The organism is Massilia sp. METH4 (genome assembly GCF_037094685.1).
Taxonomy (GTDB): Bacteria; Pseudomonadota; Gammaproteobacteria; order Burkholderiales; family Burkholderiaceae_D; genus Rugamonas.
The window spans coordinates 2,537,181-2,553,088 of the sequence record NZ_CP146614.1; the positions used below are offsets into that span (position 1 = coordinate 2,537,181).

15 protein-coding genes and 1 tRNA gene are annotated in these 15,908 nt (G+C 65.4%); 11 read left to right on the forward strand and 5 right to left on the reverse strand.

Annotated features, from left to right (window positions below):
• Nucleotides 1–57 precede the first annotated feature (57 nt).
• The 3 genes from pepN (at nt 58) to V6Z91_RS11250 (ending at nt 4,621) form a co-directional block, all read left to right on the forward strand.
• On the forward strand, nt 58–2,649 hold the full coding sequence (gene pepN, locus V6Z91_RS11240) for an aminopeptidase N (protein ID WP_338770401.1): 2,592 nt from the start codon (nt 58–60) through the stop codon (nt 2,647–2,649).
• A gap of 255 nt (nt 2,650–2,904) precedes the next feature.
• Nucleotides 2,905–4,167, forward strand: a complete 1,263-nt coding sequence (locus V6Z91_RS11245; RefSeq protein ID WP_338770403.1) for a hypothetical protein — start codon at nt 2,905–2,907, stop codon at nt 4,165–4,167.
• Nucleotides 4,168–4,408: 241 nt separating this feature from the next.
• Nucleotides 4,409–4,621, forward strand: coding sequence for a hypothetical protein (locus tag V6Z91_RS11250; protein ID WP_338770405.1), 213 nt, complete (start codon nt 4,409–4,411; stop codon nt 4,619–4,621).
• Between the two features lie 3 nt (nt 4,622–4,624).
• Here the strand turns inward: V6Z91_RS11250 and V6Z91_RS11255 are convergent, their stop codons facing one another.
• Entirely contained in the window at nt 4,625–5,512 is an 888-nt protein-coding gene (locus tag V6Z91_RS11255; RefSeq protein ID WP_338770407.1) for a UV damage endonuclease UvsE, read from the reverse strand.
• Between the two features lie 141 nt (nt 5,513–5,653).
• Here V6Z91_RS11255 and V6Z91_RS11260 point away from each other — a divergent pair, with 141 nt between their 5' ends.
• Together V6Z91_RS11260 and V6Z91_RS11265 are read left to right on the forward strand one after the other, a co-directional pair.
• On the forward strand, nt 5,654–5,863 hold the full coding sequence (locus V6Z91_RS11260) for a DUF2945 domain-containing protein (RefSeq protein WP_338770409.1): 210 nt from the start codon (nt 5,654–5,656) through the stop codon (nt 5,861–5,863).
• A 79-nt stretch (nt 5,864–5,942) separates the two neighbouring features.
• Nucleotides 5,943–7,265, forward strand: coding sequence for a GGDEF domain-containing protein (locus V6Z91_RS11265; RefSeq protein WP_338770412.1), 1,323 nt, complete (start codon nt 5,943–5,945; stop codon nt 7,263–7,265).
• A gap of 18 nt (nt 7,266–7,283) precedes the next feature.
• Here V6Z91_RS11265 and V6Z91_RS11270 read toward each other — a convergent pair whose 3' ends face one another.
• The 3 genes from V6Z91_RS11270 to hpaI are packed head-to-tail and all read right to left on the reverse strand — an operon-like array spanning nt 7,284 to nt 10,245.
• Entirely contained in the window at nt 7,284–8,555 is a 1,272-nt protein-coding gene (locus V6Z91_RS11270; RefSeq protein WP_338770414.1) for a glycerate kinase, read from the reverse strand.
• Entirely contained in the window at nt 8,552–9,448 is an 897-nt protein-coding gene (locus V6Z91_RS11275; protein WP_338770416.1) for a 2-hydroxy-3-oxopropionate reductase, read from the reverse strand. Before V6Z91_RS11275 ends, V6Z91_RS11270 begins: the two co-directional genes overlap by 4 nt.
• A gap of 26 nt (nt 9,449–9,474) precedes the next feature.
• Entirely contained in the window at nt 9,475–10,245 is a 771-nt protein-coding gene (hpaI, locus tag V6Z91_RS11280; protein WP_338770418.1) for a 4-hydroxy-2-oxoheptanedioate aldolase, read from the reverse strand.
• Between the two features lie 349 nt (nt 10,246–10,594).
• Between hpaI and V6Z91_RS11285 the strand changes: the two genes are divergently transcribed.
• The 6 genes from V6Z91_RS11285 (at nt 10,595) to V6Z91_RS11310 (ending at nt 15,698) form a co-directional block, all read left to right on the forward strand.
• Nucleotides 10,595–11,260: a response regulator transcription factor gene (locus V6Z91_RS11285; RefSeq protein WP_338770421.1), complete on the forward strand. Its 666-nt coding sequence runs from the start codon at nt 10,595–10,597 to the stop codon at nt 11,258–11,260.
• A complete protein-coding gene (locus V6Z91_RS11290; protein WP_338770422.1) occupies nt 11,250–12,626 on the forward strand; it encodes an ATP-binding protein in 1,377 nt (458 codons plus the stop codon). The genes V6Z91_RS11285 and V6Z91_RS11290 overlap by 11 nt, the downstream gene beginning before the upstream one ends.
• 84 nt (nt 12,627–12,710) lie before the next feature.
• The gene (locus V6Z91_RS11295; protein ID WP_338770424.1) at nt 12,711–13,139 is read left to right on the forward strand and encodes a NirD/YgiW/YdeI family stress tolerance protein; all 429 of its coding nucleotides are present in this window, start codon (nt 12,711–12,713) and stop codon (nt 13,137–13,139) included.
• A gap of 119 nt (nt 13,140–13,258) precedes the next feature.
• Complete coding sequence (locus V6Z91_RS11300; protein ID WP_338770426.1) at nt 13,259–14,212, forward strand: MYG1 family protein; 954 nt, start codon at nt 13,259–13,261, stop codon at nt 14,210–14,212.
• Between the two features lie 122 nt (nt 14,213–14,334).
• Nucleotides 14,335–15,009, forward strand: a complete 675-nt coding sequence (locus V6Z91_RS11305) for a PEP-CTERM sorting domain-containing protein (protein WP_338770428.1) — start codon at nt 14,335–14,337, stop codon at nt 15,007–15,009.
• Nucleotides 15,010–15,146: 137 nt separating this feature from the next.
• Entirely contained in the window at nt 15,147–15,698 is a 552-nt protein-coding gene (locus V6Z91_RS11310) for a hypothetical protein (protein WP_338770431.1), read from the forward strand.
• A gap of 69 nt (nt 15,699–15,767) precedes the next feature.
• On the opposite strand, the gene V6Z91_RS11315 is transcribed toward V6Z91_RS11310, so the two are convergent.
• A tRNA-Phe gene (locus V6Z91_RS11315) sits at nt 15,768–15,843 on the reverse strand.
• Nucleotides 15,844–15,908: the final 65 nt, after the last annotated feature.

The following is a 15,908-nucleotide window of genomic DNA, read 5'->3' on the forward strand; positions in this document are numbered from 1 at the left end:
ATGATGAAACCGCTTTTAAGGAAAGCCGTCGCCCTGACTCTTGGCTCCTCGATGTTGATGGCAGCGCCTGTGGTGCTGGCCGCCAGCGCGCCCCGCGCGGAAAAGGAGTGGCTGTCGCAAGCCGATGCCGAAGCGCGTTCCGCGCGCGTGTCGAACGTCGCCTACCAGCTCGACTTCACGCTCACCGGCGCGGAAACCTTCGCCAACACGACCACGCTGAACTTCGACCTGAACGATGCGTCGGCGCCGCTGACGATCGACCTGAACAAGGCTACCGTCAAGTCGCTCACCGTCAATGGCAAGACCATCGCGCCGCAATACAACAACTGGTTCATCACGATTGCCGCCGCGGACCTGAAGCAGGGCCGCAATACGGTCGTCGTCGGTTTCGAGCGGCTGCACAGCACGAACGGCGAGGGCCTGCACCGCATGATCGACCCGGTCGATGGTCGCGTGTACACCTACTCGCACTTCGAGCCGGCCGCCGCGCAGCAGATGTTCGCCCTGTTCGACCAGCCCGACCTGAAGGCCACCTACCAGGTCAACGTCACCGCGCCGGCCGACTGGGTCGTGGTGTCCACCACGCGCGAAGCGAAGGTCGAGGATGCAGCCGGCGGCAAGCGCTGGACCTTCCCCGTCACGAAGAAGCTGTCGCCCTATAACTTCTCGCTGCACGCCGGGCCGTACAAGATATGGGAAGACAACAGCGCGAAGTATCCGATGCGGCTGTTCGCGCGCCAGTCGGTGGCTGCGCAGGTCGATCCGAAGGATTGGTTCACGTTCACGAAGCAGGGTCTGGCCTTCTTCGACGAGTACTTCGGCATCCCTTACCAGTTCGAGAAATACGACCAGCTGCTGGTGCCGGATTTCCTGTACGGCGCCATGGAGAACGCCGGCGCGATCACCTTTGCCGAAAACCGCTTCCTCCACAAGGACAAGATGACGACGGACCAGCGCCACTCGCTGGCATCGGTCATCATGCACGAGATGGCTCACCAGTGGTTCGGCGATCTCGTCACCATGAAGTGGTGGAATGGCTTGTGGCTGAACGAGAGCTTTGCCTCGTTCATGGGCACGCTGGGTACCGCCGAGTCCACGGAATTCAAGAACGCGTGGCAGTACTTCTACACGCAGGGTAAAGCGGCCGCCTACCGGCAGGACCAGTCGCTGGGCACGCACCCGATCGAGGTGCCCGTGGCCACCACCGCCAACGCCTTCGACAATATCGATGCGATCACGTACTCGAAGGGCGCCTCCACGCTCAAGCAATTGCGTCACCTGCTGGGCGAGGAAACCTTCCGCCGCGGCGTGCACAATTACCTCGTCAAGTACCAGTACCAGAACGCGAAGCTCGACGACTTCATCGGCAGCCTGGGCGAAGCGGCCGGCCGTGATCTGTCGCAGTGGACGCAGGACTGGCTGTACCAGCCCGGCGTGAACACGGTGACGGCGAACTACACGTGCAAGGGCGGCAAGATCGATTCCTTCAGCCTGGCGCAGACGGCGCCGGCCGAGCATCCGGTACTGCGCGAGCAGCGCGTGCAGGTGGCGCTGTTCCGCAACGGGGGCAAGGCGCTGAACCTGGACCGCAAGCTGGCCGTCACCTACAAGGGCGCCAGCACGCCGGTGCCGGAACTGAACGGCGCTGCCTGCCCGGACCTGGTCTACCCGAACTACGAGGATTGGGGCTATGCCAAGGTCAAGCTGGATGGGCGGTCTTCCGCCGCGGCGCGCGCGAACGTCAGTAAGGTCGAGGAACCGCTGCTGCGTGCCATGCTGTGGCAGAGCATGTGGGATGGCGTGCGCGATGGCGAGTTGCCGCTGAACGACTTCCTGCAAACGGCCCTGGACAACGCGCCGCGCGAGACGGATTACGCGCTGCTCGGCACCGTGCTCACGAATGTCCGGGCCGGCATCGGTTACCTGCAGAAGATGTCGCCGAATGGCGCGTACACGAACAAGACCGTCGGGGCGCTGGAGAAAATGGCGTGGCAGGGCATCCTCGACGCAAAGGATGAAAACTTCCGCCGCCGCTGGCTGGCCACCTACGTGGACTTCGCCGGCAGCAAGCCCGCGCTGGACCGCCTGGCGGGCATGCTGCACAACCGTGGTGTGCCGAAAGGCGTGACCATCAGCCAGGACGTGCGCTGGGCGATCGTCAAGCAGCTCTCCGAGCAGAACTACCCAGGCGTGGAAAAGCTGGTCGCCGCGGAAGCCGCGCGCGACAAGTCCGACAGCGGCCAGGCTGCCGCGCTGGCGGCGCAGGTGGTGCGGCCCGATCCGGCGGTGAAGGCCGAGTGGCTGGCGAAGATCGCCGATACGCAGACGAAGCTGCCGTTCTCGCGCATCCGCACGGCGATGGAAAACCTGTACCCGTCCGCGCAAGCCTCGCTGAGCGAGCAAAGCGCCGCCCAGCGGCTCACGCAACTGCCGGAGCTCGACAAGACGGCCGGTCCGGTCTTCATGCGCAGTTTCGCGGAATCGATGATTCCGGCCACGTGCACGCCGCAAAGCGTGCAGCGCCTGGCGGACGCCGCCGCCCAGCAGAAGGATCTGTCGGCCGGCACGCGCCGTGCGCTGCTGGAAACCCAGCAGGAGGATGCGCGCTGCGTGGCCATCCGCAAGGCGATGACGGTGCCGCTCGGCTGAGTACGGTCTTCCCCACGACGCCGGCGCAAGCCGGCGTTTTTGATTGACGCTTTGCCCGGCGCGGCGATATATTTTTGCAAGTCACTTCGGGTGCCAGCCCTTCAGGCGGCACAGGCAGTCCCATCCACGGCAGCCGGGCGTTGCCGGCTCCTTCCCACATCACTTCCACCCGCCGGTTCGCTCCCTTCCATCACGGCCGGGTACTACAACAAGCCGCGCGCTGGCAGCGGAAGGGATCACTGTAAGGAGACTGCAATGAATATCTACCAGGCGATCTGGGATGCGGACCAGGCCGGCAGCGGCATCCGCCCCCTGCTGGCATCGTCCAGCGAGGCGGGGCAGGAAGAGCATGGCTATATCCGCGTGCTGACCCGCACCGAAACGCTGCAAGACCCGAACATCCTGTTCGATCTCGCCCTGCCGGTCCACAAGCGCACCACCTACGATCTCGTGCAGGCGCTGTTCGACAACTATGCGCTGGACGAGCAGCATACCGAGCTGGAGACCCCCGAGGAGAGGGAAGAAATTCACGACCTGCTGACGGCCGTGGTGGACAGCCCGCCCATGCTGGTAGCCCGCCAGTATCTGGAAGAAGCGACCGGCACGGCCATCAGCAGCGCGCGCTGGTACTCGACCTTGCTGGAGATGTGGTTCCGTACCTTCCGGGGCGGCGGCGATCCGGCGCTGTCCGGCTTCGAGCACGTGTTCGTCGGCGAGCAGCAGGGGCCGAAAGTTCAGGGCTACCATTTCTGGTACAAGTATTACCTGGACGATGGCATGGTGCAGCGCGAGGGCACCCGTTCCATGTTCCCCGGCCTTGCGGACGACCGCATCGTCTACCTGCGCGGCCAGTACAAGGATGGCCAGGAAGCGTTCCCGGAATCGGTCACCATTTCGTACAAATGGCTGGCGCCGGACTACGATGCGAAAGTGCTGCGCCCGTTGACGAAGCCCACCGGCGGCTTCTTCGTCGGCTGCAGCGTGGAAGGCCTGATGGCCATCGGCACCGTGCGCGCTCACCTGGGCGCGCGGGCGCCGAAGGAAGCCGTCATCAATGGCGCGCGCTATGAACTGAAGGTGTTCCGCAGCGAGAACAACCAGCATATCCGCACGTTCTATCCGATCTACCTGGGGCCGGCTTCGGAAGTCACGCCGCCGCCCGGGCCGGCGCCCGACCCGGTCGAGCCGGGCAAGCTGCGCATCCTCGCCGCACTCGTCAACCCGGAAGGGGACGACGTTGGCGGCGAGCGTGTCATGCTCGCCAATGGCGGCGGGCAGGCGGTGTCGCTGGAAGGCTATGTGCTGCGCGATGCAAACCGGAACCGGCTGCCGATACCGGATGAATTCGGCAGCGTGCCGGCCCGCGGTGCCGTCACCGTCACCTTGCCGCGCGGGTCGATGCAGTTGTCGAACAAGGGGGGCGAAATCACATTGCTCACTCCCAGCGGGGCGGTGGCGCACCGGGTCAGCTACTCGAAGGCGCAGGCGCGGCGGGAAGGGGAGATGATCTATTTCTGAGCGCTCGAAGGAGAACGCCGGCGAGAGCCGGCGTCCGGTCACATCTCCATGGCGTCATGGCCGTCGATCGCGCCTTGGCAGGCGAGGCAGCAGTATTGGTCATGTTGATCGCCGGAAATTAGCGATAGGAAATCAATACTCCCATGCATGGCCTGCCTTGCCTCTGATCCTCTGCAAGACATCGGCGCGAGCGCCTTCGATCCATGGAGCCGCTACAATGCCGCCTTCAACGGAGCCTCCAATGACCTACGAAGAATACCTGGACGAAGTCACCACGCTGATCTTCGAGAAATACAACGTGCCCGAAAAGCAAGCCGTGCGCATCGTGATGGCCGCGCAGGACAGCGAATTCTTCGTGCCGCACGACGAGGATGCCAAGCTGCGCAACGTCGACCAGGCGCACAAGGACGCCAAGACGCTGTTCACCGCCGCGCAGAAAAAACCGGCGAAATAAAGGTCAGCCGGCCGCGGCGTGCCAGCCGGCAAGCCCGTTGATCGCATCTTCCTTCGCCTTGGCTTCGATCTCGATCCACGGGGCGCGCGCATACGACGATGGCATCACCGTGATCAGGTCCGAATGCTGGCGGTCGTTGAACGACGTGCGGCCGTTCGAGATATGCACGAGCTGGTGCTCGGGCACGGCCCAGGTGCCGCGCGCCTTGTCCAGCATTTCGCCCACGCTCGGATCGTCGTAGCTGTCCAGCCCCTCGTGCACGATGTGGTGGTGGGCATCGAACACCATCGGCACGCCGCTGCGCAGGCAGATCTCGTGGATTTCGCTGGCGCTGTACGCATATTCGTCGTTCTCCAGGCCCAGGCGGCAGCGGATCGCCTCGGGCAGGCGGGCGATGCAGCCCACCAGCGCGTCGGCGCGGTCGGCCTTGCCGCCATGGATTTCCAGCAGCGCCCAGGGTGTGCGCGGCTGGGCCAGCAGATCCATGATGTCCGCATGCATTTGCAGGATCTTGATGCTGTTTTCCACCACGCCAACTGAATCCGAGCTCAGCACCACGAACTGGTCGGGGTGCATCACCAGGCGGATGCCGCGCTCCAGCGCCCGGGCACCGGTGCGCGCGAGCGTGTCGGCGAACGGCGCCAGCACTTCACGGCCGATGTCCTCGTCCGAAAACGGGAACAGGGAAGAGGGCATGCGGTACAGCCGAATATTTTCTTGCTCGCAATAGCGCAGCGCGTTGTCCAGGACCTGGATGTTGCTGCGGTACAGGTCGTCCAGGAGTTTGCGCTGGCCGTCCAGCGACTGGTCGAGCAGGCGCTTGCGCGTAATGGTGCGGTAGCGCACGGCATTCGAGACGGTGATGCAGACGAGGCCGAGGTGTGGAGGCATGACCGGATGGATGGTGGCTGACGTTCCAGCGATTCTAGCCAAGGCGGCGTGGCGGGCGGCGCGCCACTGGATGTAACGTGCGGGAAATACCGGCAATCCATGATTCAATACTTGTCCTGGTCAAATCGCGGAGGATCGATCATGGCGGATGAGTTCAAGGCTGGCGACAAGGTGCAGTGGCATTCCTCGCAAGGCGTCGTGCACGGCACCGTGAAAAAGAAGCTGATGTCGCCCACCGATATCAAGGGGCATCACGTGGCGGCGTCGCAGGACAACCCGGAATACCTGGTCGTCAGCGACAAGACCGGGGCCGAAGCGGCGCACAAGGGCAGCGCGTTGAAAAAAGCGTGACCGCCGCGGACGTTTTTGCAACGGATAATCCGGTTCTTGTGTAAGGTGATGCCTATCGCCCACCAAGCAACCGACGGACATGACCAGCGCGGCATCACCCGGCACTATCACGCTCTACAAGAACCACGTACTTTTCCTGTCGCAGAGCTTTTTCATCAAGGACAACCGCGGTGAATTGCTGCTGCACGCCCACAAGTACGACTTCGACATCGCCTTCTTCAGCGAACTGAGCGCCTTCGCCAGCGCCGTGGAGGCGGCTGGCGAGAACGACCTGTTCGTGATCGACCTGGATGCGCTGCACAATATGCAGTCGGATATGCAATCGTCGCGCAAGACACTGATGCTCGGCGAATTGCTGGCGCGCCTGCCGGGCGGGCACAGTTACGTCTACCTGCAATCGGCGCGGCAGGGCGGCCGCTTCCTGTTGCAACAGCGGCTGGTGGACAGCGATTGCCTGGCCTACGCGGAAAAGCCGATCGCCAACGACGTGCTGGTGGACAAGCTGTTCAACCTGTTCGTGCAAAAGAAGCGCGGCGACCTGATGCGCCTGATCTACCTGGGCGATGCCGGGCACATCGACGCGGCCGCGCTGCTGGAACAGCGGGTCGAGGTGATCTGCTATAGCGACGTGCAAACGCTGCACCTGCGCGTGAAGGACCAGCAGCCGGATATGGTGCTGATCGCCGACGACGAATACGAACGCACGGAAGCGATCGTGCGCGTGCTCAAGAAGAATATCGAGGCCGACCCCGTGCGCGAAATCATGATGCTGCAACGCCGTGTCGACGTGGAGCTGACGCGCCGCGCGCTGGCCAGCGGCTTCGACGGCATTATGCCGCTAATTACGCGCGAGCTGCTGACGGCGCATCTGGTCAACCGCGCCAACAAGATCCGCGTCAGCAAGGACCTGATCGGCAAGGACCGGGCCACGGGCCTGTTGAACAAGGTAGGCCTGCAACGCAAGACGCAGGACCTGATCTGCGATGCCGCGCGCGACAATCGGCCCCTTGCGCTGGGCGTGGTCGACATCGACAAGTTCAAGACCATCAACGACACCTGGGGTCATTATTTCGGCGATATCGTCATCAAGCGGCTGTCGCTCACGCTGGCCTCGCACGTGGGCGAGCGCGACTTGCTGAGCCGCTTCGGCGGCGAGGAATTCGTGATCGTGTTCTGGGATTGCGCCCTGGAGGAAGGCTGGCGCCGGCTCGATGCGATCCGCCAGGCTTTCGGCGCGATCGCGTTCGAGGTCACGCCCGGCACCGTGCGCCAGTTTTCGTTCAGCGGCGGCCTCGCGGCCTACCCGGAATACAAGACCGGCAACGAAATGTTCCTGCGCGCCGATGCGATGCTGTACGAGGCGAAGCAGGGCGGCCGCAACCAGATCCGCATGGGAAAGTGATGCGGCGCCCGTAGGCTCCTAACGTTCCACCAGAATCGCCCGGAAGTCGTTGACGTTGGTGAGCGTGGGCCCGCATACCACCGAGTCGTCCAGCGACTGGAAGAAACCGTGGCCATCGTTGTCGGCCAGGCTGTCGCGGGGGCGGATGCCCAGTTCGCGCGCGCGCTCGAGCGTGCGCGGTCCGGCGTAAGCGCCGGCGATCTCTTCCTGCCCGTCCACGCCGTCGGTATCGCAGGCGATCGCATGCACGCCTTCGAGGCCGTTCAACGCCACGGCCAGCGACAGCAGGAATTCCACGTTGCGCCCGCCACGGCCCTTGCCCCGCACCGTCACCGTCGTTTCGCCGCCGGACAGCAGGATGCACGGCGGCGTGAACGGCTGCCCCCGCGTGGCGACCTGCCGCGCGATCCCGGCCATCACGATGCCGACCTCTCGCGCCTCGCCCTCGATGCCGTCGCCCAGTACATGGGCCGGCACGCCAGCCTTTGCCGCCACCGCGGCGGCGGCTTCCAAAGCCATCTGCGGCGTGGCGACGAAGCGGAGCTCACTGCCCGCCAGGCGCGGGTCGCCCGGCTTCACGGATTCTCCGCGGCCGCTTTCCAGCACGGCCCGCACGTGGGCCGGCACCTCGATGCCGTAGCGCCGCAGCACGGCCAGCGCATCCTCGCACGTCGTGGCATCGGCGCAGGTGGGGCCGCTGGCGATGTCCGCCGGATCGTCGCCCGGCACATCGGAGACCAGCAGCGTGAGCACGCGCGCCGGGTGGCAGGCCGCCGCCAGCCGGCCGCCCTTGATGGCGGAAAGGTGGCGCCGCACGCAATTCATTTCGCTGATCGTGGCGCCGCTGGTCAGCAGGGCGGTGTTGAGCGCCTGCTTGTCCGCCAGCGCCAGGCCTTCGGCCGGCAGCGGCAACAGGGCGGAACCGCCGCCGGAGATCAGGCAGATCACCAAGTCGTCCGCCGTCAATCCCGCCACGCAGTCCAGCATGCGACGCGCGGCGGCGAGGCCCGCCGCATCCGGCACGGGGTGGGCCGCCTCCACGATCTCGATCCGTTCGCACGGCACCGCATAGCCGTAGCGCGTGACCACCAGGCCCGTAAGCTCGCCCGGCCAATGCCGCTCGAGCACCCGCGCCATCTCGGCGGAAGCCTTGCCCGCGCCGATCACCAGCGTGCGGCCGCGCGGCGGCGGCGGCAGGTGCGGCGGCAGGCACAGCGCGGGTTGCGCCGCCGCCACGGCGGCATCGAACATGGCGCGCAACAGCGCGCGGGGAACGGAAGCGGCCATCATTGCGCAGCGGTGTCGCCGATCTGGAAATTGGCCAGCGTTTCCAGCGCCCGTACGAGCGCCGAGTGGTCCCAGCCCTTGCCGCCATGGGCGGCGCAGGCGCTGAACAGCTGTTGCGCGGTGGCCGTGTTCGGCAGCGAGAGCCCCAGTTGGCGCGCGCTGGCCAGGGCCAGGTTCAAGTCCTTCTGGTGCAGCTCGATGCGAAAGCCCGGGTCGAAGGTGCGCTTGACCATCCGATCGCCGTGCACTTCCAGCACGCGCGAGGCCGCGAAACCACCCATCAGCGCCTGGCGCACCTTGCCGGCATCGGCGCCCATGCGCGCGGCGAACAGCAGCGCCTCGCCCACCGCCTCGATATTGAGCGCCACGATGATCTGGTTGGCCACCTTGGTCGTCTGCCCATCGCCGTTGCCGCCCACCAGCGTGATGTTCTTGCCCATCAGCTCGAACAGGGGTTTGACGCGCTCGAACGCTTCGTGCGTGCCGCCCACCATGATCGTCAGGCTGGCGGCGCGCGCGCCCACCTCGCCGCCCGAGACCGGCGCGTCCAGGTAATCGCAATCGAGCGCGTTGATGCGTGCGGCGAACTGCTTCGTCTCGATCGGCGAGATCGAGCTCATGTCCACCACCACCTTGCCGGCCGCCAGGCCCTCGGCCACGCCGCCTTCGTCGAACAGCACGGCGGCCACGTGCGGCGTGTCCGGCACCATCACGATCACGATCTCGGCTTCCTGGGCCACCTCGCGCCCGGAATTGCGCACTTGCGCGCCCGCTTCCACCAGTTCGGCCGGCACGGGTTTCACGTCATGCACGAACAGATCATGGCCGCCGCGCAGCAGGTGGCCCGCCATCGGCGTTCCCATGATGCCCAGGCCAATGAATCCGACTTTGCTCATATTTTCTCCTCTGTAGTGTAGTGGGGTCAGGCGGCGTTCCTGAACTTGGCCGCCAGTTGCTCGGCGCCGCGCGCCAGCAGCCCCGTGTCGCTGCCGACGGCGATGAAGTCCACGCCCACTTCGATCCAGTGGCGCGCCAGCTTTTCGTCGGAGGCGAGAATGCCGGCCGGTTTTCCGCTGGCGCGAATGCGGGCCAGCGCATCGTCGATGGCGGTTACCACGTCCGGGTGGCCGATCTGGCCGATGTGGCCCATGCTGGCCGCCAGGTCGCCCGGCCCGATGAAGATGCCGTCCACGCCGTCGACTTCGGCAATCGCCTCGATATTGGCGAGCGCCGCAGGCGTTTCCACCTGCACCAGCACGCACAGCTGCTCCTCGCAGGCATGCGGGTAATCCTTGATGCGGCCGAAGTCCGAGGCGCGCGCCGCGGCGGCATAGCCGCGTACGCCCAGCGGCGGATAGCGGGTGGCCGCCACCGCCTGGCGCGCTTCATCCGCGTTTTCCACGAACGGGATCAGCAGCGTCTGCGCGCCGATATCGAGCAGGCGCTTGATGACGACGGTGTCGTTCCACGTGGGGCGCACGATCGGGTGCGTGGCGCCGCGTGCCACGGCCTGCAATTGCGCGTGCACCATCGGCAACTCATTGGGGGAATGCTCGGTATCGATCAGCAGCCAGTCGAAGCCGGCGTTGGCCAACACCTCGACCGTCACGTGGCTGGACAGGCCCGACCACAGGCCGAGCTGCATCCGCCGGTTGCGCAGCGCTTGTTTAAAGGGATTCACGGGCACGTTCATGTCTACCTCCGATGAAGGACGTTTCAGGACTTATATAGTGGACGTCGTACGACTTGATGTGTGGAAATGCGCTTGGTGAGTCATCTATAAGACATAAGATGCTTAATAAGCAACGACTAAGCGGGTCATGGCGTAACGTACCGATAGCTCCGCTGTTGCCTTACCGCTAAGATAGCATTTATTTGTACGACGTCATACAACTTAATTTAATGGTAATTTGAGCTGGCTCAAAGCGTCGAGCCCGTTTTTACGCTTCCGCCCGGGTTGGCGCACTTAAGATCCCCTTCACCTTGCCGTCGCAGTGTCGTCACTTCCGGCATACTTGCTGCCATTTCACGTTAAGGTTCCCATGCGCATCCTGCTGGTCGAAGACGACACCTCGCTTGGCGAAACCATCCAGTCCTGGCTGCGCCTGGACCGGCACGCGGTCGACTGGGTGCAACGCGGCGATTCCGCGCAAACCGCGCTCATGACCCACCGCTACGATTGCGTGCTGCTCGATCGCGGCTTGCCGGGTCTTTCCGGCGACGCGCTGCTCGCCAGGCTGCGCGCGGAAGGCAACCGCGTGCCCGTCATCCTGATCACCGCCTTCAATGCGCTGGCGGACCGGGTAGAGGGGCTGGACCTGGGCGCGGACGATTACCTGGTCAAGCCGTTCGAGCTCGAAGAGATGTCGGCACGCATCCGCGCCGCCGTGCGGCGTGGCGCCGACCAGGTCAGCAACCAGCTGGCGCACGGCGATATCGCGATCAACCTCGACACCCGGCAAGCCACGCTGGCCGGCCAGCCGGTGGCGCTAACGGCCCGCGAATACCACGTGCTGTATGCGCTGCTGCTGCGCCGGAACAGCATCGTCACGCGCGCCCAGATCGAGGAAACCCTGTACGGCTGGGGCGACGAAGTGGAAAGCAACGCCATCGAGGTGTATATCCACAACCTGCGCAAGAAGCTGGGCAGCGACAGCATCGTGACGGTGCGGGGCCTGGGCTACCGGCTGAAGAACGATGGCGACTGAAGCGCCGCGTCCCTCATGGTCGCTGCGGCGCCGGCTGCTGGCGGCGATCGTGGCCGCGACCACCGTGCTTTGGCTGGCCAGCCTGGGCACCGTCACGCTGATCGCCTGGCAGGAAACGGAGGAGGTGTTCGACGATGCGCTGGAGGAATCCGGCTACATGCTGATGGCCGCCACCACCGACTGGGCCGAGCGCGGTTTGCTGGCGCAGCAGGGGCCGCGCGATGCGCGGGAGCACAAGGTGGACATGCAGTACCAGGTCGTGGTCGATGGTCGCGTGATCCAGCGCACCGGCGGCGCGCCGGCGCGGCCCTTCATGGCCGGCTTCGACGATGACGACGGCTTTGCCGACGCCGAGGTGGATGGCGACGCCTGGCGTGTGTTCGTGGTGCGCGACGCGCGGCGCGGTGTGGAAGTGCAGGTGGGCCAGAAGCAGTCGAAACGCTTCGATATCCTGGAGGAGCTGGCCGAGCACCTGTGGCTGCCCGTGCTCGGGATCCTCGTGCTGCTGGCGCTGGTGTGTTGGCTGTTGACCGGGCGCGTACTGCAACCGCTGGGGCGCACCGCCTCCGCCATCGCCGCCAAGACGCCGCAAGACCTCGCGCTGGTGCCCATAGACGGCCAACCGCGCGAATTGCTGCCGATCGTGCAGGCGCTGAACGGCGTGCTCGGGCGCCTGGACACGGCGCTGCAGGCGGAGCGCCGCTTCACGGCGGACGCGGCGCATGAATTGCGCACGCCGCTGGCCGGCCTGCACATGCACGTGCAACTGCTGCAGCGCCAGCACCCCGACCTGGCCGGCCCGTTCCGCAAGTTGCGCGACGATATCGGGCGGGTGACGGCGCTGGTGGACAGCCTGCTCACGCTCGCCCGCATGGACCCGCTGTCGCGCGAACAGCTGGCGCGCCAGGGCGTGGCGCTGGTGCCGCTGCTGGAGCAGCTGCAAGCCACGCACGCGCCGATTGCCGCGCAGCGCGGCATCACGTTGACGATGCGCTGCACGCTCGATGTGGTGGACGCGAACCCCCAGATGCTGGAGATCGCCTTGCGCAACCTGGTCGACAATGCCTTGCGCTATTGCCCGGACGGCAGCCGTGTCGAAGTCGAAGCGGTACGTGTCGGCGGGTGGGCCCGCATCGCCGTGCGCGACAACGGGCCGGGCGTCGATGCCGCCGCCATGGACCGCTTGACCGAGCGCTTCTTCCGTGTGCTGGGACAGGGGCAGGGCGGCAGCGGCCTTGGCCTGTCGATCGTGCGGCGCATCGCCGACCTGCATGGCGCCACGCTGGCGTTCGGTGGCGGGCTCGATGGGCGCGGGCTCGGGGTGACGCTGGAGTTTCCGGAGCAGCCCCTTGAGATGGGACTTTAAGATCCCATTAATGTGCCGTCGATGTAATGCGTCCATGCCCGCCACCGTTGGCGGCTTCCACTCAACCACATTGGAGGACAGACCATGAAACGCTTTATCCAACTTTCCTGCATCACCGCCGTGCTGGCCGTGTCGGCCGTCGCCGTCGCCCAGACCGGCGGCTATTCCGGCCCCTCGGCCGCCGCCGCGCCCGCAGCCGAAGCGAAGGCGGCACCGGGCGGCTATACCGGCCCGTCGAGCGTGCCGCTGATGACGGCGAAGGACTTGCTGGCCAACGGCAAGGACGACCAGCGCGTGCGCCTGAAAGGCAAGCTGCTGAGCCACAAGGGCGACGAGGAGTACGAATTCGCCGACGCCAGCGGCAAGATCACCGTGGAGATCGACGACAAGCGCTTCCCGGCCGGCGTGAAGGTCGACCACACGAACGAAGTCGAGCTTGTCGGCGAATTCGACAAGGAACTGATCGGCGAATCGAAGCTGGACGTGGACCAGCTGAAGGTCGTCGGCAAGTAAGGTCGCCGAGCAAGGCGGCCAGGCCGGGGATCCGGCACTCCGGGACGGGGCGGAGGCCGGCGAAGCCGGTATCATCTGGCGAGAGCAGTACCCGATCCGCTACCTTCCCGGAGATCGTCATGGTGATCGTCACCCACAACGGCAAGTTCCACGCGGACGACGCGTGGGCCGTGGCCGTCCTGTTCGTCCTGTTTCCCGATGCGCAACTGGTCCGCACGCGCGATCCGGCCACGATCGAGGCGGCCGACTTCGCCATCGACGTCGGCGGCATCTGGAACCCGGCCACCGGCCGCTTCGATCATCACCAGAAGGGGTTCGACGGCGCACGGCAGACCGGCGTGCCGTACGCCAGCGCAGGGCTGGTGTGGCGTGAATACGGCGCCCGCTGCGTGAGCGCGCTGGCGGCCAGCCACACGGGCCAGCGCCTGCCGGACGATACGGCGCGCGAGATCGCCTACGCGATCGATGCCGACATCGTGCAATACCTGGACCTGTCGGACGTGGGCGCGGCCAAGAACGCGCCCGGCGGCTACGGGCTGTCGGCCGTGATCTCCGGCTACAACCCGAACTGGCTGGACGAGGAAAGGCTGGGCTACGGCGAGGCCGCCGAAGCCTACCGGCTCGAGCAGTTCCGCCGCGCGATGGGCATCCTGACCGACATCCTCGTCAATGCCGTCAAGTACCGCGTCGGCGCCATGCTGGCCGTGGACCAGGTGCGCGACTCCGAAGTGCTGGAAGGGGGGCGCCTGTTGTTCCTGCGTAACAGCGCGCTGCCGTGGACGCAGGTGGTGCGCAGGGAAATGCCCAAAGTGCTGTTTGTACTGAGCCACAATCAATCCGAGAAGCGCTACATGCTGCACACGGTGCCCGTGAGCCCCGAGAACTTCACGGCCCGGGCAGACCTGCCGGCGGCCTGGGCGGGCCTGCGCGATGCGGAGCTGGCGGCCGTGACCGGCGTGCCGGATGCAACGTTCTGCCACAACGGGCGGTTTATCGCGGCGGCGAGGTCGTTCGACGGGGCGCTGTCGATGGCGAGGCTGGCGCTGGAGGCGGTCGACTCGGGGCAACGGTAGCGCGACGTTGCAGGGCTACCACGATTGATATTGCATGCCAAAAAGGCATGTCTTTTTGGCAAATCTCTTGGCTATAATCGAAGGCCCACAATAACCGAGAGAAATGCATGTTCAAATCACCATTGGTTAAGTTAGCGCTCGCATCCACGCTGTCCCTTGCGGCGGCCGCACAGGCCGAGGTCGTGACGTTCGATGGCACCGCGGGAACCGACTTGGCCGGCGCCAGCCACGTTGTCAGTGGCGTGTATACCTATTTCCGCGACAGCTCCGTCTACCAGGGGTACACGTTCACTGCCGAAGGCCACTGGTATGCGGGGGAGATGAACACGATGGTGTTCTGCGGTGGCTCGCGCGTCAACTGCGCCTTCGACGGCACCGACCATCTGATCGCCTCCCCCGTGCTGGCCGTGCGCCGTGCGGACGGCAATCCGTTCTCGCTGAACGCGTTCGATCTGGGCAACACGCATGAGGGGTTTGGCGAAGCAGCCGAGGCTTCCTTTGCCGTCATCGGCTACAAGGCCGATGGCACGACCATCAGCACTACCGTCACGCTGGACGATCTGCCGAACAGCGCGACGTACGGTTCCGGTGCATCGCTGAACCACTTCGACTTTGCCGGTTTTACCGATCTGCGCGCAGTCGAGATCGCCCGTATCACGCCGAACGCGTGGGGCATGGTCACGCTGGATAATCTCGATGTCACCGCCGTGACGCCGGTGCCGGAGCCATCGGCGTGGCTCATGATGGGCCTGGGCCTGCTGGGCCTGGGCGTGCACGCGAAGCGGCACAAGGCCTGACCTGCGTCCGCAGGCCGCCGTCGATGGGGCATCGAAACTGCCGGATCCGTGATGCCGGCGGCGCGGAAAGCACAGTAGCATTCCGACCGCCGCGCATTCGCTGGCGGCTCGCGGAGGAATCATCCGATGCCGATGTCGTGGACCAGGGGAAGAGGCGGATCATCAACCTGCCGGCCGTCGAGTACTCGCACCGCGATATCGTCTACGAGGATTATCTCGACGGCCTGCTTCGCGAGCTCGAGCCTGGGGTGCTGGCCAGGTACATCAGCAAATACCCGGCGCAGGAAAGAACGGTGCTGGAACTGCCCGAGGCGATCGTGCCGCAACTGCGTCTGCCGATGCTGCTGCAAAGGATAGGCCAAACGCTGTCCGCCGATGAAATCAATGCGCACGAATTCCAGGACGACGTGCTCACCCTCGACAAGCTGCACCTGTACTACCGGCCGGTGTTCGCCTTCGAATTCACCTGGACGACGGAGGACAAGGCCGGCGTCATCGAAGTCGATGGCCTGACGGGCGACGTGATCGAGAACGGCCAGTGGTTCAAGGACACGCTGCAATCCATCACCACGCGGGAAATGCTGTTCGAGATGGACTCGGAGCTCGCCGGCGCGCTCGTGCCCGGCGGTGGAACGGCTGTCAAGGTGATCGAGAAGCTCACCGCGGGGGAAGGGCGGCCGCCGACATGAGCAATCGGCGGCGCAAAAATCGGCCACGCAAACAAAACGCCACCCGAAGGTGGCGTTTTTATCGAATCTTGGTGGCCCGGGGCGGAATCGAACCACCGACACAAGGATTTTCAGTCCTCTGCTCTACCAACTGAGCTACCAGGCCAAGGCGCGCAATTATAGCAGCCCTGTTGCGGCTTTGCCTAGTCCCCTGTGCGTGAGCCCGTCAGC